The sequence below is a fragment of the Streptomyces sp. 4F14 genome (genome assembly GCF_048159485.1).
Taxonomy (GTDB): domain Bacteria; phylum Actinomycetota; class Actinomycetes; order Streptomycetales; family Streptomycetaceae; genus Streptomyces.
In genome coordinates this window covers 1-19953 of record NZ_JBLRVY010000014.1, presented here as the reverse complement: position 1 = coordinate 19953, position 19953 = coordinate 1, and the positions used below count along the sequence as shown (strand labels likewise).

Below are 19953 nucleotides of genomic sequence, written 5' to 3'. Positions count from 1 at the left end.
CGTCATGTGGGCATGTCAATCCCCGCTGGGCGAAAGGATGGTGTCGTTCCTGTGCGGGAAGTGGGGAAATCAGCATGCGCGTATGCCTGATCGGCGCGGGACTGTCGGGACTGGCGACGGCGCGGGCCCTCAAGGAGCACGGCGTCGACTTCGTCTGCCTGGAGAAGGCGCCGGAGGTCGGCGGCCTGTGGCGGCAGCCCGACGCCGGTGAGCGCGGCCCCGGTTACCTGTCGCTGCACCTCAACACGGCCAAGCAGCTGACCGGTTACGCCGGTTTCCCGATGCCGGCCGCGTACCCGCTGTACCCCCGGCACAGCGAAGTCGCCGCGTATCTGCGGTCGTTCGCCGAGTGGGCCGGCCTCACGGACCACATCGAGCTGAACACGACGGTCGAGTCGGTGCGCCAGGAGGACGACGGTTCGTGGACCGTCACCAGCAAAGGCACCAGCACAGACACCAGCACAGGCACAGACACCGGCGCAGGCACCGAGCGCCGCTTCGACCACGTCATCGTCGCCTCCGGCCACAACACGCAGCCCGTGATGCCGGCCCTCCCCGAGGGCGCCGACACCTTCGACGGAACGATTCTCCACGCCCTCGACTACCGCGACGGCAGCGATTTCGCCGGCCGCCGTGTCGTGGTCGTCGGCCTCGGCGCCTCGGCCGTCGACATCGCCGCCGACCTGTCCCGGCACGCGGAGCACACGGTGCTGTCGGTGCGCCGGGGGCTGCACGTGCTGCCGAAGCAGCTCTTCGGCATGGCCCTGGACGAGATCGCGGACGCGCCGTGGTGGACGGCGATGTCCCTGGAGGAGCAACGGCGCCTGATCGAGCAGGCGTTGCTCGTCGTCCGGGGCAAGCTGTCGGACTACGGCCTGCCCGAGCCCGACCACCCGCTGTTCGCCTCGGCGGTCACCATCTCGGACGAGATCCTGAGCCGGATCCGGCACGGCGCGGTCACCCCGAAGCCCGCGCTGGAGCGCCTCGACGGCGGCCGGGCCGTGTTCACCGACGGCACGTCGGTGGCCGCCGACACGATCGTCTACTGCACCGGCTACCGCATGGACTTCCCTTTCCTGCCCGCCGGTTGCCCGACCGGGCCGGGCGGCGCGGTGGAGCTGTACAAGCGGGTCGTCGCGGCCGGCCGGCCGGGCCTGTACTTCACCGGCCTGGTCCGCCCCCTCGGCTCCATCACCCGTCTCGTGGAGGCCCAGGCCCGCTGGATCGCCCGGATCGTCACGGGCGAGGCGGTCCTCCCGGACCCCGAGGTCATGCGCAAGGAGATCGCGGACTACCTCGCGGGGATCGCCGGTCAGTACGGCCAGGTGGAGGGCTCGTCGACCCAGGTCGCGGTCGCGGAGCACCTGGCGGAGCTGCGCGACGAGTGAGGCGCAGGGCCGTACGCCTTCTGATCGCTCCGAGGGGAGTCCCCCCACCCCCCTCGGCTTTTATGCCATGCTCATGACATCTCCATGTCGGACAGCACCCCGGCATGCGCCGGCATCCGCACCAGCGGCGCGCGGACCTCGTACGCCTCGGCGGACAGGTAGGTGGTGATGCGGGCGGGCCGGTCCTGCTGGTGGACGAGGGCCAGGTAGGCGATGAGCCCGGCGCCGTCCTCGGGGCGGCGGGAGGTGAGGGCGGCCATGGCGCGGCGCAGGGCCGCCGGGTTCATGCCGTAGCGGCGCAGGGCCGAGGCGGCGCGGGCGAGGGCGTCCCCGTCGTGGCGGACGTAGTCGCGGACCGGGATGTGCAGGGTGAACCCGCTGGGCAGCCCGGTGCGGTTCTCGGTGAAGGCGTGGCAGGTCAGCCCGGGCCGTCCGGCCAGTGGCACGCGCAGCCGGTCGCGAGCGCCGTCGAAGCCCCCGGCGAGCGTGAGGAACTCCTCGATCTCCTCGGCCGAGGGGCCGGGTACGGTCCTGCAGAGGGTGCCGGCGCGGGCGGCGGTGAGGTCGTCGTGCCGGAGGTAGACCTTCGCCCGGGGTGTGTCCCAGTCACCGAGGTCGAGGGCGAGGAAGGGGTAGCCGTCGGCTTCGGGCAGCGCGGCGAACGCGTCCCGGTGGCCGAGGCGCCCGAGGGCTTCCCGTACGGTCGCCGCCGCGTGCCGGGGTCCTGAGGCGGCGGGGTTGAGGTAGACCTTCACGGCCGGTACGCCGCCGGCCCGCAGTTCGAGGGCGATCCACAGGGCGAGCGGCCCGTGGGGGTCGTCGGGGAGGAACAGGTCGGTGAGCGCGTCGAGTTGGGCGGTGGAGAAGTTCCAGGCGCGGGCCAGTTCATGGACGGCGGCGAGTCCCCTACGACCGTTGCCCGCCAAGTCGTCTTCCAGGCAGCCGGGTTCGAGCAGGACGCGCAGGGCGGGTGGTCTGCCGGGGAGGTGGGCGAGGGAGAACTCGACGGGGGTGTGATCGTCGGAGAGGAAGGTGCGGGTCGGCGGCGGCAGGTCCAACGGCCGTTCGGCGACCGGCCCGAGGGCGGTGAGGAGGACGGCGGCGTAGTGCTCGGCGTCGGCGGGGGCGAGCCCGGCGACGTCGCACAGGCGGAGCAACTGGCCGACGGTGAGGGCTCCGAGGGTCGGCGCCCCCTCGCCGGGCCGGGGGGCGGTGACAGTCATCGCGCCACCCCCGGGAGCGCGGTGCCGACGTGGAAATACCCGCCCTGCCGGGCGGGTATCTCGTGGTCGCTGCTGTGGAGTTGGGCCGTCGGGGTGGGGGCGGCCGGGCGCCCCCCGGGTATGTACGGCCCGCTGCGGGCCTGCCGGGCGGGGCGCGGGAGCGCGGTGGTGTCGCGGAACTTCAGCTCCATGACGCCTCCTTCGTCTCATGAGCAACACGGATACCGCGTTGCTCACTACCCCCGGTGACGAACCATCATGCGGATATGACGAACCCTGTGGATGTTGTGTGAATCACTTCGTGAGCCAGTTGAGGAACTGGCTCCACACACCCCCGCGTTCGGGCCTGCGCCCGGCGTCGACGCTCGGCGCCGGTGCCTGGGTACGCGGCTGCGGCGCGGGCCGCTGCACCGGCTGGACCGGCGTGAAGCGCGCGGGCAGCGCGGCGAGCGCCCGGTGGAAGGGTCCCGGACGCCAGGTCAGGCTGCCCTCGGGGACGGCGAGTTCGACGTCGGGGAGCTGGTTGAGGAGGTTCTCGATGGCGGCGACGGCGATGTGCCGCCCGGGGTCCTTGGCGGGGCAGGCGTGCGGGCCCGCGCTCCAGGAGAGGTGGGCGCGGTTGCTGCCGGCCTGCCGGGCGGCGGTCAGCGCGGGGCCGGTGTTGGCGGCGACGAAGCTGACGAGCATGAGGTCGCCCTCGGCCGCCTTGTGGCCGGCGAACTCCAGGTCGGCGGAGGGGTAGTGGGCGGCGAAGTTCGATATCGGGGGGTTCTCCCACAGGGTGTCGTCCATCGCCTCCTCGATGAGTCCGCCGCCCCCGCCGTAGCGGTCGTGGGTCAGGAGCCGGTGCAGGGTGTTGCCGATGAGGTTGCGCAGCGGCTCGATGCCGGCGCCGAGGAGCAGGGCGAGCTGGTGGACCATCTCCTCGTCGGTGAGCGCCGACGGGTGGCGCATCAGCCAGGTGGTGACGTCCTCGCCGGGGCGGGAGCGCTTGAGGACGACGAGTTCGCCGATGGCCTGGTAGAGGACCTCGGCGGACTTCTCGGCGTTGATGCCGTCGAACATGCCGGAGATGCCGAACAGGACGCGGTCGCCGATGTCGGCGGGGCAGCCGAAGAGTTCGTTGAAGACGAACAGCGGGAGCTGCTTGGCGTAGTCGCCGAGGAGGTCGGCCGAACCGCGTGCGGAGAACTGGGCGATGAGGTAGCCGGAGATCCGCTCGATGCTGTGGCCGAGCTTGCGCGAGTCGATCTTCGCGAGGCTGTCGGTGACGGCCTGACGCAGCCTCAGGTGTTCGGCACCGTCGCTGAACATGCAGTTGGGCCGGTAGGCGAGCAGCGGGGTCACCGGGCTGTCCGGGGCGACCTTGCCGTTCATGAAGTCCCGCCAGCGGCGCGCGTCCTTGCGGAACGAGCCGGTGTCCTGGAGGAGTTGGAGGGCGGTGGCGTAGTCGGTGACGAGGGTGGCCTCGACTCCGGGGGCGAGTTCCACCGGTGCGGTCGGCCCGTAGTGGCGCATGTAGCTGTAGTACGCCTGCGGGTCGGCCGCGAACTCCGGCCCGTACAGCGGCACTCGGCCGCCCGAGTTGTGCGCCGGGCACCCGGGCGGGGGCACCGGGGTGGTGGATCGGTCGTCGTCCATGTTTGCTTCGTCTGCCTTTTCCAGTGAGCAAGTTCGGTGAACGGTCGGGGCAACTCGCCCTGACAGGACCCCCGTTGATCCCGTGTCAGAAGAGTGGGTGTCAGTGGGAGCGGGCCATCAGGAACTCCACCAGCTTGATCAGCGCCTCGGCCGAGGATTTCTCGTCGCGCGCGTCGCAGGTGACGACGGGGGTGTCGTCCAGCAGGTCGAGGGCCTCGCGCAGGGCCGCCTCGTCGCGCGGGGGCGAGCCGTCGAAGTGGTTGACGGCGATGGCGTAGTCGAGGCCGTACTGCTCGATGAGGTCGATGACGTTGAAGGAGTCGGCGAGCCGCTCGGGGTCGACGAGGACGAGCGCGCCGAGCGCGCCGCGTGCCATGTCCTCCCACATCTGCACGAAGCGCTGCTGTCCGGGGGTGCCGAACAGGTAGAGCACGACCCGGTCGCTGATGGTGAGGCGGCCGAAGTCCATGGCGACCGTGGTGGTGGTCTTGCCCTGGACGCCCTTGAGGTCGTCGACGGACTCGGCGGCCCGGGTCATCGTCTCCTCGGTGGTCAGCGGCTCGATCTCGGAGATCGCCCCGATGAACGTGGTCTTGCCCACCGCGAAGTGGCCCACGACGAGGATCTTGACGGCCGTCTGCTGCTCGCCGCCGCGGACGTACGCCGTCTCATCCAAACTTTGCGCGGAGACCATTCAGCACCTCCTCCAGGATTTCCCGGTCGGCGAGGGGAGCCCGCTGGACGGGCGGGCGGGTGACGAGATGACCGGCCTCGACGAGGGCTGCGAGGAGGATCTTCACGACGCCCAGGGGCAGTTGGGTGTGCCCGGCGATCTCGGCGACCGACAGGTAACCGGCCTCGCACAGGTCGAGGAGGCTCTGCTCCTCGGGGGTGAGCCTCGTCGGCCGGCGCCGGTCGCCGGGGGCGGCCGTGACCAGGGTGATCAGCGAGAGCTGGCCCTCGTCGGGCAGTCCGCGGCCCCGGGTGATGACGTACGGTCGCACTAATTCCGGCGTCTGGGGTTCGAGTTCGCCGTATCCGGTCATGCCTGGACGCCGATGTTCTCGCGCGGCGGCGTGGTGAGCGCCTTGCCGAGCTGGCCGACGAGTTGCTGCATGCGGAACGTGATGTCCTGCATGTCGACCTCCGGGGTCGCGGAGACGCCGAGGTAGGCGCCCTCGCCCGCGGAGATGAGGAAGACCCAGCCGCCGTCGAACTCGACGAGGGTCTGGCGCCACTGCTGGGAGCTGTCCTCGCAGAAGAAGGCGAGGGAACGGCTGAGCGACTGCACGCCGCTCATCGCGGCGGCCACCCGGTCGGCGTTGTCCTTGTCGAACTCCTTGGTGCGGGCCATCAGGAGCCCGTCGGCGGAGATCAGGACGGCGTGCAGGGCGCCTGGAATCTCCAGGGCGCTGTCAAGCATCCATGACAGATCGGCGTTCACGAGACATCATGCCCTTCGCTGCTCGCACCTCTTGTGCTGCTCGTCTGGTCCGCGCCGTCGCCGCGGCCGGCCCGGCCGGACTGGGTGCCGCGCTGGAAGGCGCCCATGATCGCGGCGGTCTCCGCGCCGGAGCGTGAGCCGCGCCCGTTCGCGCGGGCGGGGGTGTCGTCCGAGGAGCTGCCCGGCACGATCGCCATCGGCCGCTTGCGGCGCCGCTTGGGCAGGCCGTCGGAGGTCGTGGCGGTGGTGAGCGGGGTGGCCGCCTCGGGGCCGCCGTACTCGGAGGCGCTGACCGTGGTGACGACCGGTGCGGGCTCCTTCTGCTGGGGAGCGCCGGTGAGGAGGTCGTGCGGCAGGAGCAGGACGGCGCGGACGCCGCCGTACGGGGAGGAGGAGTCGACGGACACCTCGAAGCCGAAACGCTCGCTGAGCACGCCGATGACCGCGAAGCCGAACTGCGGGGGATTTCCGAGTGCGGAGACGCCGTTGACGCGTTCGCTGGAGAGGAGTTTCTCCGCCTTGACGCGTTCCTCGTCGTTCATGCCGACACCGGCGTCGTCGACGACGATGCAGATTCCCTTGGGCACGGTGCGAATGTTGATCTCGACGACCGTGTCCGGGCTGGAATAGCTGGTGGCGTTGTCGAGGATCTCGGCGAGGGCGAGCGCGACGGGTTCGACGGCGCGGCTGGTGATGCCGAAGTCGACCTGCGAGAGGATCTCGATCCGGCGGTAGTGGCGGACGCGTCCCTGGGCGCTGCGGACCACGTCGTAGACGGAGGCGACGTCGCGCTGGCGGCCGAGCCAGCCGTCGCAGAGCACGGCGATGGACTGGGCGCGGCGGCCGAACTGGGAGTTGGTGTGGTCGATCTCCAGGAGGTCCTGGAGCATGACCGAGTCACCGTACTTGTTCTGGAGCCGGGAGACGATGAGCTGCTGTTCCAGGGCGAGGCCCTGGAGGGTGCGCATCGCGGATTTCAGTACCGTCTTCGTCGCTTCTTCCGCCCTTTCCTGGGCGGCTTCGACGGATTCCGTGTACTGGTTCTCCAGTTCGGCGTAGTGCGTCTTGAGGCCGGTGACTTCCTGCCTCAATTCGCGGGCCGTCCGGCGCAGGCGGACGACGAGGGCGATCGCGAGGGCCAACAAGGCCAACAATGCGAGGAGAGCCCAAAAGGCCGGTTTCTCTATGTAATGCGTCATAAGACTCTCTTCAGGCGACTGACGGCCAGTAGCTGAATTCCGTCACTGCGGGAGGACCGGCGGACCGCCCGCACCGGGGGCATCGTCGTGCACCCATCCGCCCGCTCTGCAAGCGCCGTGATCGTATCACCGCGAGAACCGGTCAAGGACCGCCAATCCCGTGGCCCGAATGGACATTGACGGTCAGTCAGTTGCGAAGTAAGGGAGCGGCGATGACTTGTCGACAAGGAGCCGAAGCAATCCGTACGCCCAGGCCCGCGGTGTAACCGGCGGTAGTGGACCGCGCCCCCTACTGAACCCGGGCTACTGGACCCGGGCGCGCGCCGGACTCGCCAGCCCCAGCCGCTCCAGGAACCGTTCCAGCGTGAACGCGGCCATTCCCAGCGCCACCGCGTTCCCCGGCACCGGGGACGCCTGGAGCGTCAGCCCCGGCAGCGAGCCCGGCAGCACATGCCGGGGCAGCTCCTCACGGACGGCCGGGACGAGCCACTCGGCCAGGGCGCGGGACATCCAGCCGGTGAGCGTGATCGTCGGCACGTTCAGCAGATTGACCAGGTCCCCGAGCGCCGCACCCAGATAACGCGCGGTCCGCGCGAGGAGTTCCCGTACGGCGGGGTCGCCCGCGGCGAGCCCTTCGGCGACGGCGACCACGAAGTCCCGCTGCCCTCTGCGCCCCAGCGCCGGGTGGTCCGGGGTGATCGCGGCGAGCGTCGCCTCCAGGCCCGCGGCCCCGAGGTACGCCTCGACGCAGCCGCGCCGCCCGCAGCGGCAGGGGCGGCCGTCCAGCTCCAGGAGGGTGTGGCCCCACTCCCCCGCGTTGTTGGTGGCGCCCCGGATCAGCGAGCCGTCCAGGGCGAGGCCGGCGCCGACGCCCGTGCCGAGGTTGACGACGGCCATGCTGTCGACGCCGCGCCCCACCCCGAACCACATCTCGGACAGGGCGACCGCCTTCAGCGGGTTGTCGACGTGGACGGGCAGCTCCAGCCGGTCGGCGAGGAGTTCCTCGATCCTGACGTCGTGCCAGTCCCAGTTCGGGGCGAACACCGAGACACCGGCGCCTGGGTGGACGTGCCCGGGCATGCTCACCCCGACACCGACGATCCGGTCCCGGCCGGTGCCGCCGGCGTCGACGGCCTGGCCGATCGCGGCGACGATGCCGTCGACGACGTACCCCTGGCCGTTCTCGTGCTCGTCGAGCGCCACCTCGCCCTCGCCGAGGACGCCCAGGGTGAGGTCGTACACGGCGGCGGCGACATAGGTCTCGGCGACGTCGACGCCGACGATCCGGCCCCGGCCGGGGTCGATGGCGAGCCGCTCGTAGGGCCGGCCGACCCCGCCGCGCTCCCGCGCCGTGATGACGAGGACGCCCTCCGCCAGGAACTCGCCGACCAGGGTCGTCACGGTCGCCTGGCTGAGCCCGGTGTGCCGGGCCAGCTCCTGGCGGGAGGAGGGCCCGAGGTCGAACAGCGCGTGCAGCACCGCGAAACGGTTCTCGCTGCGCAGGTCCTGTGCCGTGTGCCGCGCCACGCTGTTCCCCCCTGGTTCAGGCTCCTGTCGCCGACTCCAGCGTCAGGGTACGGATCTCCGGCTCGCCGCGCCCCTCCATTCCCCGCGCGAGCAGGGTGACGGGCCCTTGCCAGCCGCGCGGCACCCACAGCACGTCCGGGTTCCCGCCGGAGAACACGGGCCGCGGCCCCGCCCAGACCCGCCCGAGACACTCCCCGGCCGCCCACGCGGTCACCCGCACCTGCGTGCCGTCGAGCCGGATCAGCCGCCCGGCGTCGTCCGGCAGATCGAGGTCGATCCACGCCTCCTGCCCCGGCTTCAGCGCCAGCGGCAGCCGGACGACCTCCGCGAGCCCCCGCTCCCCCGCGAACGCCGTGAGCCGGACGTCGTCCTGCACCGCGCAGGACCACTCCTGTACGGCGTCCAGGCCGAGCAGCCGCGCCCGCAGCCCCGGTCCGCTCGGGTGATGCGGCAGGGTGAGGGCGACCTCATGGGCGCCGGGAGGCAGCGCCAGCCACGGGTTCTCGGCGTTCAGGACCTGCGGCCCGCCCCCGTCGACACGCGCCACGATCGGCTCGACCACCCCTTGCACCTGCAACGCGGCGTCGGTCGCGGCGTGCAGCGTACGGGTATAGGTGACGGGCGTCCCGATCCGGGTGCTGCTCCAGCCTCCGAGCGTGCGCAGCGGCGCCGGGTCGCCCGCCCAGTGTCCGCCGACCGTCCACACCGCGGACACGTCGGCCGACTCGCGGACCTTCCACAGCCGCCCGAGCCCGCGCAGCGCGCCGAGCCCGAGCGCGGGCAGCCGGGCGTCGTCGAAGTTGGCGTGCCCCCAGATCTCGACGACGGCCTCGACGTCGACGGCCCCCGTCACGTCCCGTACGTCGATGCTGTGCGCGGCCCCGAACCCGGTGAGCGTGGCGTGGACACGCCCCGCGACCGTCAGGTCCACGATGTCGGCGGCCCCGGTCAGCAGCAGCTCGTCGACGCCGGTCAGGTCGGTGGTGGCGCGGTAGGTGCCGCGCCCCCGGTACACGCCGAGCGCCTCCAGCGCGGGCGGCAGCGTGTGCACCCCGGCGGCCCGCTCGGGCGCCGCCTCCGTCCGCACCCGCACCTCCTCCACGCGGGCCGGCTCCACGACGACCGGTGCGCGGCCCGCGTCGGCGAGGACCACGGCACCGTCCGCACCGACCTCCCGCACCCGCACCGCCTCGTCCGGCGCCAGCACGACGACCGTCGCTCCCGCAACCACCGCCCGCCCCGGCACGGGGACCACGGCGTGGGCGTCGTCGACGACGACGGTCACCGGGACCGTGGCGGCGAACACCAGGGTGCCTTCCCCGGCCGCGACGAGATCCGCCGAGGCGAGGGCCAGGGTGGCGTCGATCCCCCAGGGCTCCAGGGGCACGCCGACGGCCATCAAGGGGCACGAGTCCGGGGCGACTTCGACGGAGGTGCCGCCGACGACGGCCGTACCCGGGGCCGTCCCCAGATGCGGTACGGCGACGAGGTGCCCGCCGCCCGGGAGGTCCAGCGTCGCGGCCGTCGAGCTGGTCACGAAGTCGCAGCGTACGTCGGCCAGTTGATCCCCCGGCGTCGCGAGGGCGAGCCGGTCGCCCCAGGTGTCGAGGACCTTCGCGAGGAGCTTCGCCTCGGTGAACTCGGGGCGTTCGACGCCGGTCGAGGAGACATAGCCGCCGAAGTCGTAGCCGTGGCTCATGAAGTTGCCGGGGCTGCCCCAGTTCCCGGCGGACGGGGTGTAGCCGAAGTTCCAGCCGGACGCCTGGAGATACGGCGCGATCAGCTTCGCCCCGCTCGCCAGCAGCCGGCGCAGGGTGCGGTGGCGCCGGTTGGTCTCGGTGACCAGGAGCGGGACGTCCCGCTTCGCCAACAGGTCGGCGTAGTGGCGGACTTCGGGCTCGATGTCCGGGGAGTCGTCGTCCGGGTAGAAGTTACAGGCCGCGACGATGCCGGGTACGTCGCCGGTCGCGCCGGCGATGTCCCCTTGCCCGGAGCAGGCGATCAGGGGGACGGTGACGCCGTGGGCCAGCGCCATGTCCCTCAGCGCCGTCAAGTACCCCGTGCGGTCGGCGCAGTCGAAGAAGTCGAGCTCGTTCTCCAACTGCACCATGACGACCGGGCCGCCCGCCGGGTACTGCCGCTCGGCGAGCAGCGGAAGCGCACGGTCGTACCATTCGGCGACCCGCTCCAGGAAGCGCGGCTCGTTCTGACGGACCCTCAACTCCTCGTCCAGGCCCAGCCAGGCGGGCAGGGCGCCGCCGTCCCACTCCGAGCAGATATAGGGTCCGGGCCGGGCGATGACGTACAACCCCTGCTCGTGCGCGAGGTCGAGGAACGCGGCGACGTCCCGCCGGCCCTCGAACGACCACTCGCCCGGGGCGAGTTCGTGGAAGTTCCACGGGAGGTAGACGTCGACACAGGTGTACCCGGACGCCTTCACCTGCGCCAGGCGGGACCGCCACTGCTCCCTGGGGAGGCGGAAGTAGAAGAGGGAGGCGCACAGGAGGGTGCGGGGGCGGCCGTCGAGCCAGATGGCGCGGCCGTCGATACGGATACTCACTTGACTCCTGCGCTTCCGCCGCTGATGTCCATCTCGTAGAGGTATTTCTGTCCGATGTAGTAGACGATGATCATGGGGAGGGCGAGCAGGATCGAGCCGACCATGACGAGGTTCCAGGGCGGGGCCTGCATGGCGGCCGAGGTGCTGGTGATGTACTGCACGCCGAGCGCGAGCGGCATCTTGGACTCGTCGTTGAGGTAGATGAGGGGGCCCATGAAGTCGCCCCACGTATGGGTGAGGGTGAAGATGCCGATCGCGATCAGGACCGGGCGCAGCATCGGGAACATGATCCGCCGGTAGATCCCGAAGAAGCCGAGCCCGTCCATCATGGCCGCCTCGTCGAGCTGGCTGGGCAGCCGCGAGACGAACTGCCGTACCAGGAACACGTTGAACGCGTTGGAGAAGAAGTTCGGCACGATCAGCGGGAGGTAGGTGTTCACCCAGCCGAGGTCCCGGAAGAGGATGAACTGGGGGATCATCGTGATCTGCGTCGGGATCATCATCGTGGCGATGACGACGAGGAAGATCGCGTTCTTGCCGGGGGCGCGCAGCCGGGCGAAGGCGTAGCCGACGAGGCCGCTGGAGAGGACCTGGCCGACGACCGAGAACAGCGAGATGAGCACGGAGTTGAGCAGGAAGGTGCCCATCGGCAGCTCGGTGCCGAAGACCCGGGAGAAGTTGTCCCAGTGGAACTCGCGCGGAATGATCGTGAAGGTGTTGGCGTTCACGGTCGCGTCGCTGGACAGCGCGATCGAGCCGACGAAGACCAGCGGGGTGGAGAGGATCGCCGCGACGATGAGGAGCGTGCCGTAGGTGAACGGGGTCGCGCGGAACGCCCGCACGGCGGGAGCTTCCTGACGTTTGATCAGGCGCCGCTTGCCCTGCGGCTCCTGGGCCGCGTCCGGCTGCGGGGGCGCGGCGGTGAGCAGGCCGGCCATCACTTCACCTCGGTCTCGTAGAACACCCAGCGGCGGGCGGTGCGGAAGGCGAGCGCCGTGAAGACGAGGATCACGGCGAACAGGAGCCAGGAGATCGCCGAGGCGTATCCCATGTGGTAGAAGCCGAACGCCTGGTCGAACAGGAGCGGCACCATGGTCTGGGCCGCGTCGTAGGCCGCCGCGTTGCTCTTCGGGGTGAGGATGTAGACCTGCGCGAACACCTGGAACGCGCCGATCAGGCCCATGATCAGGTTGAAGAAGATGATCGGCGTCAGGTGGGGCAGGGTGATGCTCCAGAACTGCCGGGTGGCACTGGCGCCGTCGACCTCGGCGGCCTCGTACAGCTCCCTCGGGATGCCCTTCATCGCGGCGAGAAGCAGGACGGTCGCGCTGCCCGCGCCCCAGACGGACATCAGGATGAGGGCGGGCTTCACCCAGGGTCCGTCGATCAGCCAGGCCGGGCCCGAGATGCCGAAGAGGCCGAGGAAGTCGTTGACCGGCCCCGAGGGGGCGAGGACCATCTTGAAGATCATCGCGGTGGCGACGAGCGGGACCAGCGTGGGCAGGTAGATCAGGGTGCGGAACAACTTCCGTGCCCTGACCTGCTTGTTGAGGAGGTTCGCGAGCCACAGGCCGAGGATCAGGCCGAGAGGGACCGAGATGGCCGCGTAGTAGAAGGTGTTCCAGAGGGCCTTCCAGAACACCGGGTCGTCGGTGAGGAGCTTCGTGTAGTTGTCGAGGCCGACCCACTTGGGCGGGGTGAAGGAGTCCCAGTCGGTGAGGGAGTAGTAGACCGACGCGATCATGGGCCCGAGGAGGAAGACCAGGAAGCCGATGATCCAGGGGGAGATGAAGAGGTAGAAGGCGAGGGCCTCACGCCTGCGGCGCTTCGAGGCGCCCGGCTTCTTCAGGGGAGCCGAGGGCACGGTGGGGGTTGCCATGGCCGGTCATCCCGCGGACTTGATGATGGACTCGAGGCTCTTCTGAACGGCCGTCAGGACCTTCTTGGCGTCGGTCTGCTTGCCGAGCCAGAAGTCGGCGAGACCGCTCTGCATCGCGGCCTGCATCTCGTTCCACTCGGGGATGAAGGGCGCGCGGAAGACGAACTCGCTGGACTCGGCGAACACGCCCATGTCGACCTGGGTCTTCATCCACGCCGGCTTCAGGAAGGCGTCGCTCTTCTGCACTTCGAGGTTGGCGGGGACGTCCTGACCGGAGGAGATGATCTCCTTCTGGGCCTCGGCGGAGGTGAGGAAGTCGATGGCCTTGAAGGCGTCCTCGGACCGCTTCGAGGTGCGGGAGATGGCGAGGCCGCTGCCGAACGCGGACACCGCCTGCTTCTTGCCGCGCCACAGCGGGGCGATGTCCCAGGCGAACTTCGTGGTCGTCAGGCCGGCGATGGCCCAGAAGCCGGTCGCGTTGACGGCGACCTTCTGGTTGGCGAACGCCTGGTCGCCGCCGATGTTCGCGCCCATGTCGGCGTAGTCCTTGGCGCTGGGCACGACCTTGTGCTTGAAGAGCAGGTCGCCGGCCCACTGGAGGGCCTCGACCGCCGCGTCGCTGTCGACGGCGGGGCGGCCGTTGTCGTCGATGATCTGGCCGCCGTTCTGGTAGACGAAGCTCCACCACTGCGGCCACCAGCCGGCGCCGCCGTAGCCCCACTGCTTGCCGGGGATGGTGAGTTCCTTGAACGCGGCGAGCGCGTCGTCCCACGTCCACTCGGCGGTCGGGGCCTTGATGCCCTTCTTCGCGAAGAGTTCCTTGTTGTAGTAGACGATCATCGCGCCGGAGCGGTCCGGGATCGCGTACTTCTTGTCCTGGTAGGCGTAGATGTCACCGACCGGGCCGAAGCGCTGCGTGGTGTCGAGGGACGCCTTCTTGGCCAGGTCGTCGAGGGGCAGCAACTGGTTCTTGCTGGCGTAGGTGTTGACGCTCTCGGCGACCTGCATGATGTCGGGGCCGTTGCCGCCCGCGATCATCGTCTGGACCTTCTGCGGGTACGAGTCGCTGGGGATGAGCTGGAGTTTGACCTTCAGCTCCGGGAACTTCTTCACCAGCGCGTCGATCCGCGCCTGGTACGCCTTGCGGTCCGGGTCGCCGCCCCACACGGTCATCACGAGCGGACCCCCGCTGGACCCCGAAGCGGAGCTCCCACACGCCGTGAGCGTGACGACCCCGGCCGCCGCGCTCATCCCGAGGAACCCTCGGCGCGACATCTGAATTCTGTCAACTGGCATGACTCATCCCCAGGTTGAGGTGTGCGAACGCACATCAGGACGTTCCGATCAGCCAGCCGCGGCTTTGCGTGGCGGTTAAATTAACCCTCGATGAAACCGGCCACAAGCCCTTGTTCCGCATCGGTTTCGGCAGGGTTCCACTTCGGGGAGGGCCCTGGACAACAAAAAGACCCCTGATCAACAGGGGTCTTCGCTGGTGTCCGAGGGGGGACTTGAACCCCCACGCCCGATAAAGGGCACTAGCACCTCAAGCTAGCGCGTCTGCCATTCCGCCACCCGGACAAGGTGTCTGCCGTTCGCGGGGGTGTTCCCCGCGGCGACATGGACAACAATACCAAGGTTTCGGGGTGGGTTTCACCTGCGTATCCGCAGGCCGGAGGGCGCCGTCACCTTGAGCGACGGGCCCGTCACACGACCTTGCGGCCCCTACCCCCACAGGGCCCCGCGGGCCGGAATCCGGATGTCCGAAAGTGTTCCGCACCCTCTGGACACCGCCCCCCGGATGCGGGATAACAAGGTCCATACAGTATTCGTCGACTGTATGCAATGTGCCGCATACGGCATTCCTTCCTCCTGCGACCACCCCTACGAAGGGACAGGTTCCGCCATGCCCGAGGACACCCAGGACGCCGGGAGCACCGTCTCCGGCGGTCATCTCGTCGCCAAAGCACTGAAGGCCGAAGGGGTCGACCGCATCTACACGCTCTGCGGCGGCCACATCATCGACATCTACGACGGCTGCGTCGACGAGGGGATAGAAGTAGTCGACGTCCGCCACGAACAGGTCGCCGCCCACGCCGCCGACGGCTACGCCCGGATCACCGGCAAACCGGGCTGCGCGGTCGTCACCGCGGGCCCGGGTACGACGGACGCGGTGACCGGCGTCGCGAACGCCTTCCGCGCCGAGTCGCCGATGCTGCTGATCGGCGGTCAAGGGGCGCTCACCCAGCACAAGATGGGCTCCCTCCAGGATCTCCCGCACGTCGACATGATGGCGCCGATCACGAAGTTCGCGGCGACCGTCCCGGACACGGCCCGCGCCGCCGACATGGTGTCGATGGCGTTCCGCGAGTGCTACCACGGCGCCCCGGGACCGGCGTTCCTGGAGATCCCGCGCGACGTCCTGGACGCGAAGGTCCCCGTCGACAAGGCCCGTGTCCCGCAGGCCGGCGCCTACCGCGCCTCGACCCGCTCGGCCGGCGACCCCGAGGCGGTCGAGCGCCTCGCCGACCTGCTGATACACGCCGCGAAACCGGCGATCCTGCTGGGCAGCCAGGTGTGGACGACGCGCGGCACCGAGGCGGCGATCGACCTGGTCCGCACCCTGAACATCCCGGCGTACATGAACGGCGCGGGCCGCGGCACCCTCCCGCCCGGCGACCCCCACCACTTCCAGCTCTCGCGCCGCTACGCGTTCTCCGGCGCCGACGTCATCGTGATCGTCGGGACGCCGTTCGACTTCCGCATGGGCTACGGCAAGCGCCTCTCCCCCGACGCGACGGTCGTCCAGATCGACCTCGACTACCGCACCGTCGGCAAGAACCGGGACATCGACCTCGGGATCGTCGGCGACGCGGGGCTCGTCCTGAAGCAGGTCACCGAGGCCGCGTCCGGGCGCCTCAACGGCGGTGCGGCGGGCCGCAAGGAGTGGCTGGACGAGCTGCGGGCCGTCGAACAGGCCGCGCTCGAGAAGCGGTTGCCGCAACTGCGGTCGGACGCCTCGCCGATCCACCCCTACCGGCTGGTCAGCGAGATCAACGACTTCCTCACCGAGGACTCGATCTACATCGGCGACGGCGGCGACATCGTCACCTTCTCGGGGCAGGTCGTGCAGCCCAAGTCCCCCGGCCACTGGATGGACCCGGGCCCACTCGGCACCCTCGGCGTCGGCGTCCCCTTCGTGCTCGCCGCGAAGCAGGCCCGCCCCGACAAGGAGGTCGTCGCCCTGTTCGGGGACGGCGCGTTCTCCCTGACCGGCTGGGACTTCGAGACCCTCGTGCGCTACGACCTGCCGTTCGTCGGCATCGTCGGCAACAACTCCTCGATGAACCAGATCCGTTACGGCCAGGCCCGCAAGTACGGCGAGGCCCGCCAGCGGGTCGGCAACACCCTCGGCGACGTCCACTACGACCAGTTCGCGCGGATGCTCGGCGGCTACGGCGAGGAGGTCCGCGACCCCACCGACATCGCCCCCGCGCTCCGGCGGGCCCGCGAGTCTGGCAAGCCCTCGCTGATCAACGTCTGGGTCGACCCGGACGCGTACGCCCCCGGAACCATGAACCAGACGATGTACAAGTGAGGTTGACGCCCATGACCGGCAAGGCCCTAGACGGCATCCGTGTCCTCGACATGACCCACGTCCAGTCCGGCCCCTCCGCGACCCAGCTGCTCGCCTGGCTCGGCGCGGACGTCGTGAAGCTGGAGGCGCCCTCCGGGGACATCACGCGCGGCCAGCTGCGCGACCTCCCGGACGTCGACTCGCTGTACTTCACGATGCTGAACTGCAACAAGCGCAGCATCACCCTCAACACCAAGACCGAGCGCGGCAAGGAGATCCTCACCGAGCTGATCCGGCGCTCGGACGTCCTGGTCGAGAACTTCGGCCCGGGCGCGGTGGACCGGATGGGGTTCACCTGGGAGCGGGTCCAGGAGATCAATCCACGGATCGTCTATGCCTCCATCAAGGGGTTCGGGGACGGCCCGTACACGAACTTCAAGGCGTACGAGGTCGTCGCTCAGGCGATGGGCGGGTCGATGTCGACCACGGGGTTCGAGGACGGGCCGCCGCTGGCGACGGGGGCCCAGATCGGGGACTCGGGGACGGGGGTGCACGCCGTGGCGGGGATTCTCGCGGCTCTGCTCCAGCGCGAGAAAACCGGGCGCGGTCAGCGGGTCGGCGTGGCCATGCAGCACGCCGTACTCAACCTGTGCCGGGTGAAGCTCCGGGACCAGCAGCGCCTGGCACGAGGGCCGCTCTCTGAATATCCGAACGACGACTTCGGCACGGAAGTTCCCCGTTCCGGAAACGCGTCCGGCGGCGGCCAGCCGGGCTGGGCGGTCAGGTGCGCCCCGGGCGGTCCGAACGACTACGTGTACGTCATCGTGCAGCCCGTCGGCTGGCGGCCGATCGCCGAGCTGATCGGGCGTCCGGAGCTGGCCGACGACCCCGAGTGGGCGACCCCGCAGGCCCGGCTGCCGAAGCTGAACAAGATGTTCCAGCTGATCGAGGAGTGGTCGGCGACGCTCCCGAAGTGGGAGGTCCTGGACCGGCTGAACGCCCGGGGCGTGCCGTGCGGGCCGATCCTGTCGACGAAGGAGATCGTCGAGGACGAGTCGCTGATCGCGAACGAGATGATCGTGCGCGTCGCGCACCCGGAGCGGGGCGAGTTCGTGACCGTCGGCAGCCCGCTGAAACTGTCCGACTCCCCCGTCGACGTGAAGAGTTCGCCGCTCCTGGGCGAGCACAACGAGGAGATCTACGCCGCCGAGCTGGGCCTCGGCACGGACGAACTGCGGCTGCTGAAGTCGGACGGGGTGATCTGAGGTGCTCGCCGAGGACCGGGAGACACGCGTGCGCGCGGTGCTGGACGCCGTACGCGCGCAGGGCCGTACGACGCTGACGGCGCCGGAGGGCAAGGAGGTCGCCGACGCGTACGGGATCGCCGTACCGGGCGAGGAGCTGGCGCGGGACGTCGAGGAGGCGGTGGCGCACGCGGCGCGGTTCGGCGGGCCGGTGGTGATGAAGATCGTGTCGCCGGACATCCTGCACAAGACGGAGGCCGGCGGGGTGGTCGTCGGGGTGGAGGGGGCGGCCGACGTGCGGGCCGCGTTCCACCGGATCGTCGACAACGCGCGCGCGTACGACGCGAACGCGCGCATCACGGGCGTACAGATCCAGGAGCTGCTGCCCGAGGGGCAGGAGGTGATCGTCGGGGCGGTGACCGATCCGACGTTCGGGAAGGTGGTGGCGTTCGGGCTCGGCGGGGTGCTCGTCGAGGTGCTGAAGGACGTCACGTTCCGGCTGGCGCCGGTGAGCGCGGACGAGGCGCTGTCGATGCTGGACTCGATCCGGGCGGCACCCGTACTGGAAGGGGTACGGGGACGTCCCGGCGTGGACCGGTGGGCGCTCGCGGAGCAGATCCGGCGGGTGTCGCTGCTGGTCGCGGAGTTCCCGGAGATCGCCGAGGTGGACCTCAACCCGGTGATCGCGACCCCGGAGGGGGCGCGCGCGGCGGACGTACGGATCATCCTGTCCGACGCGCCCGCGCGCGCGAGGCGGCGTTACTCGCGGGAGGAGATCCTCGCGTCGATGGGGCGGCTGATGCGGCCCCGGTCGGTGGCTGTCGTCGGGGCGTCCAACGAGGCGGGCAAGATCGGCAACTCGGTGATGCGCAACCTGGTCGACGGCGGGTTCGCGGGGGACATCCACCCCGTCAACCCGAAGGCGGACGACATCCTGGGGCGCAAGGCGTACCGGAGTGTCGCGGACGTGCCGGGCGAGGTGGACGTCGCCGTGTTCGCGATCCCCGCGCGGTTCGTCGCCGCCGCCCTGGAGGAGGTCGGCCGCAAGGGCATCCCGAACGCCGTACTGATCCCCTCGGGGTTCGCGGAGACCGGGGAGCACGCCCTCCAGGCGGAGATCGTGGAGATCGCCGAGCGGTACGGCGTACGGCTGCTGGGGCCGAACATCTACGGCTACTACTCGACCTGGCAGGACCTGTGCGCGACGTTCTGCACGCCCTACGACGTGAAGGGCGGGGTGGCGCTGACCTCGCAGTCGGGCGGGATCGGGATGGCGATCCTGGGGTTCGCGCGCAGTACGCGCACGGGCGTGTCGGCGATCGTGGGCCTCGGCAACAAGTCGGACCTGGACGAGGACGACCTGCTGACGTGGTTCGCGCAGGACCCGCACACCGAGTGCGTGGCGATGCACCTGGAGGACCTGAAGGACGGGCGGGCGTTCGTGGAGGCCGCGCGGGCGACCGTGCCGGTGAAGCCGGTCGTCGTCCTGAAGGCCGGGCGGACGGCGGCTGGGGCGCGGGCCGCGGGCTCGCACACGGGCGCGCTGGCGGGCGACGACGCCGTGTACGACGACATCCTGCGCCAGGCCGGGGTGATCCGCGCTCCCGGGCTGCACGACATGCTGGAGTACGCGCGCGCGTTGCCGGTGCTGCCGACGCCGCGCGGCGACAACGTCGTCATCATCACCGGCGCGGGCGGCAGCGGGGTGCTCCTTTCGGACGCGGTGACGGACAACGGGCTGTCCCTGATGGAGATCCCGCCGGACCTGGATGCGGCGTTCCGCCGGTTCATCCCGCCGTTCGGGGCGGCCGGCAACCCGGTGGACATCACCGGGGGTGAGCCTCCCGCGACGTACGAGGCGACGATCCGGCTGGGTCTGGAGGACCCGCGCGTGCACGCGCTGGTGCTCGGTTACTGGCACACGATCGTCACGCCCCCGATGGTCTTCGCCGAGCTCACCGCGCGCGTGGTGGCCGAGTTCCGCGAACGGGGCGTCGACAAGCCCGTGGTGGCGTCGCTGGCGGGCGACGTCGAGGTGGAGGAGGCGTGCCAGTACCTCTTCGAGCGGGGGGTCGTCGCGTACCCGTACACGACGGAGCGGCCGGTGGCCGTGCTGGGCGCGAAGTACCGGTGGGCGCGCGCGGCGGGGCTCCTCGGGGGTGGTTCATGAGGTGAGGCGGTCGGGGGGGGGGCCCCCGGGCGGCGGGGGCCCCCCCCCCCGCCCCCCCCGCCCCGCCCCCCGCCCCCCCCCCCCCCCCCCCCCCGGCTACTCCC

Annotated in this window: 16 protein-coding genes and 1 tRNA gene; 4 read left to right on the top strand and 13 right to left on the bottom strand. The window is 70.5% G+C overall.

What is annotated here, in order from left to right:
* The first annotated feature begins 74 nt into the window (after positions 1–74).
* On the top strand, positions 75–1388 hold the full coding sequence (locus ACLZOT_RS24250) for a flavin-containing monooxygenase (RefSeq protein WP_416971153.1): 1314 nt from the start codon (positions 75–77) through the stop codon (positions 1386–1388).
* 71 nt (positions 1389–1459) lie between these two features.
* On the opposite strand, the gene ACLZOT_RS24245 is transcribed toward ACLZOT_RS24250, so the two are convergent.
* From ACLZOT_RS24245 to ACLZOT_RS24185, 13 genes are all read right to left on the bottom strand, one after another.
* Positions 1460–2611, bottom strand: a complete 1152-nt coding sequence (locus tag ACLZOT_RS24245; protein WP_416971152.1) for a tryptophan dimethylallyltransferase family protein — start codon at positions 2609–2611, stop codon at positions 1460–1462.
* Entirely contained in the window at positions 2608–2802 is a 195-nt protein-coding gene (locus ACLZOT_RS24240) for a hypothetical protein (RefSeq protein ID WP_416971151.1), read from the bottom strand. Before ACLZOT_RS24240 ends, ACLZOT_RS24245 begins: the two co-directional genes overlap by 4 nt.
* A 103-nt stretch (positions 2803–2905) precedes the next feature.
* The gene (locus ACLZOT_RS24235) at positions 2906–4252 is read right to left on the bottom strand and encodes a cytochrome P450 (RefSeq protein ID WP_416971150.1); all 1347 of its coding nucleotides are present in this window, start codon (positions 4250–4252) and stop codon (positions 2906–2908) included.
* Positions 4253–4352: 100 nt separating this feature from the next.
* Positions 4353–4946, bottom strand: coding sequence for a GTP-binding protein (locus ACLZOT_RS24230; protein WP_416971149.1), 594 nt, complete (start codon positions 4944–4946; stop codon positions 4353–4355).
* Positions 4921–5298: a DUF742 domain-containing protein gene (locus tag ACLZOT_RS24225; protein WP_416971148.1), complete on the bottom strand. Its 378-nt coding sequence runs from the start codon at positions 5296–5298 to the stop codon at positions 4921–4923. Before ACLZOT_RS24225 ends, ACLZOT_RS24230 begins: the two co-directional genes overlap by 26 nt.
* On the bottom strand, positions 5295–5696 hold the full coding sequence (locus tag ACLZOT_RS24220) for a roadblock/LC7 domain-containing protein (RefSeq protein WP_416971147.1): 402 nt from the start codon (positions 5694–5696) through the stop codon (positions 5295–5297). The genes ACLZOT_RS24225 and ACLZOT_RS24220 overlap by 4 nt, the downstream gene beginning before the upstream one ends.
* Entirely contained in the window at positions 5693–6895 is a 1203-nt protein-coding gene (locus ACLZOT_RS24215; protein ID WP_416971146.1) for an ATP-binding protein, read from the bottom strand. The genes ACLZOT_RS24220 and ACLZOT_RS24215 overlap by 4 nt, the downstream gene beginning before the upstream one ends.
* A 303-nt stretch (positions 6896–7198) precedes the next feature.
* Positions 7199–8422, bottom strand: coding sequence for an ROK family protein (locus tag ACLZOT_RS24210; RefSeq protein WP_416971145.1), 1224 nt, complete (start codon positions 8420–8422; stop codon positions 7199–7201).
* A 16-nt stretch (positions 8423–8438) separates the two neighbouring features.
* Positions 8439–10982: a beta-galactosidase gene (locus ACLZOT_RS24205; RefSeq protein WP_416971144.1), complete on the bottom strand. Its 2544-nt coding sequence runs from the start codon at positions 10980–10982 to the stop codon at positions 8439–8441.
* Positions 10979–11920, bottom strand: coding sequence for a carbohydrate ABC transporter permease (locus ACLZOT_RS24200; RefSeq protein WP_416971143.1), 942 nt, complete (start codon positions 11918–11920; stop codon positions 10979–10981). Before ACLZOT_RS24200 ends, ACLZOT_RS24205 begins: the two co-directional genes overlap by 4 nt.
* Positions 11920–12861, bottom strand: a complete 942-nt coding sequence (locus ACLZOT_RS24195; protein ID WP_416971142.1) for a carbohydrate ABC transporter permease — start codon at positions 12859–12861, stop codon at positions 11920–11922. Before ACLZOT_RS24195 ends, ACLZOT_RS24200 begins: the two co-directional genes overlap by 1 nt.
* Before the next feature lie 6 nt (positions 12862–12867).
* On the bottom strand, positions 12868–14136 hold the full coding sequence (locus tag ACLZOT_RS24190; RefSeq protein ID WP_416971141.1) for an ABC transporter substrate-binding protein: 1269 nt from the start codon (positions 14134–14136) through the stop codon (positions 12868–12870).
* Positions 14137–14351: 215 nt separating this feature from the next.
* A tRNA-Leu gene (locus ACLZOT_RS24185) sits at positions 14352–14439 on the bottom strand.
* A gap of 325 nt (positions 14440–14764) precedes the next feature.
* Here ACLZOT_RS24185 and ACLZOT_RS24180 point away from each other — a divergent pair.
* Genes ACLZOT_RS24180 through ACLZOT_RS24170 form a run of 3 tightly spaced genes read left to right on the top strand, consistent with a single transcriptional unit; the run spans position 14765 to position 19849 of the window.
* Positions 14765–16456 carry a thiamine pyrophosphate-binding protein gene (locus ACLZOT_RS24180; RefSeq protein WP_416971140.1) on the top strand — a complete coding sequence of 564 codons (1692 nt, stop codon included), beginning with the start codon at positions 14765–14767 and terminating at the stop codon, positions 16454–16456.
* A gap of 11 nt (positions 16457–16467) precedes the next feature.
* Positions 16468–17700: a formyl-CoA transferase gene (gene frc / locus ACLZOT_RS24175; RefSeq protein ID WP_416971343.1), complete on the top strand. Its 1233-nt coding sequence runs from the start codon at positions 16468–16470 to the stop codon at positions 17698–17700.
* 1 nt (position 17701) lies between these two features.
* Entirely contained in the window at positions 17702–19849 is a 2148-nt protein-coding gene (locus ACLZOT_RS24170; protein ID WP_416971139.1) for an acetate--CoA ligase family protein, read from the top strand.
* Positions 19850–19953 lie beyond the last annotated feature (104 nt).

Excerpts from the sequence above, each read along its gene's own strand:
- ACLZOT_RS24250 (WP_416971153.1), top strand. The coding sequence starts at position 75 with ATGCGCGTATGCCTGATCGGCGCGGGACTGTCGGGACTGGCGACGGCG.
- ACLZOT_RS24245 (WP_416971152.1), bottom strand. The coding sequence starts at position 2,611 with ATGACTGTCACCGCCCCCCGGCCCGGCGAGGGGGCGCCGACCCTCGGA.
- ACLZOT_RS24240 (WP_416971151.1), bottom strand. The coding sequence starts at position 2,802 with ATGGAGCTGAAGTTCCGCGACACCACCGCGCTCCCGCGCCCCGCCCGG.
- ACLZOT_RS24235 (WP_416971150.1), bottom strand. The coding sequence starts at position 4,252 with ATGGACGACGACCGATCCACCACCCCGGTGCCCCCGCCCGGGTGCCCG.
- ACLZOT_RS24230 (WP_416971149.1), bottom strand. The coding sequence starts at position 4,946 with ATGGTCTCCGCGCAAAGTTTGGATGAGACGGCGTACGTCCGCGGCGGC.
- ACLZOT_RS24225 (WP_416971148.1), bottom strand. The coding sequence starts at position 5,298 with ATGACCGGATACGGCGAACTCGAACCCCAGACGCCGGAATTAGTGCGA.
- ACLZOT_RS24215 (WP_416971146.1), bottom strand. The coding sequence starts at position 6,895 with ATGACGCATTACATAGAGAAACCGGCCTTTTGGGCTCTCCTCGCATTG.
- ACLZOT_RS24200 (WP_416971143.1), bottom strand. The coding sequence starts at position 11,920 with ATGGCCGGCCTGCTCACCGCCGCGCCCCCGCAGCCGGACGCGGCCCAG.
- ACLZOT_RS24195 (WP_416971142.1), bottom strand. The coding sequence starts at position 12,861 with ATGGCAACCCCCACCGTGCCCTCGGCTCCCCTGAAGAAGCCGGGCGCC.
- ACLZOT_RS24190 (WP_416971141.1), bottom strand. The coding sequence starts at position 14,136 with ATGTCGCGCCGAGGGTTCCTCGGGATGAGCGCGGCGGCCGGGGTCGTC.
- ACLZOT_RS24180 (WP_416971140.1), top strand. The coding sequence starts at position 14,765 with ATGCCCGAGGACACCCAGGACGCCGGGAGCACCGTCTCCGGCGGTCAT.
- frc (WP_416971343.1), top strand. The coding sequence starts at position 16,468 with ATGACCGGCAAGGCCCTAGACGGCATCCGTGTCCTCGACATGACCCAC.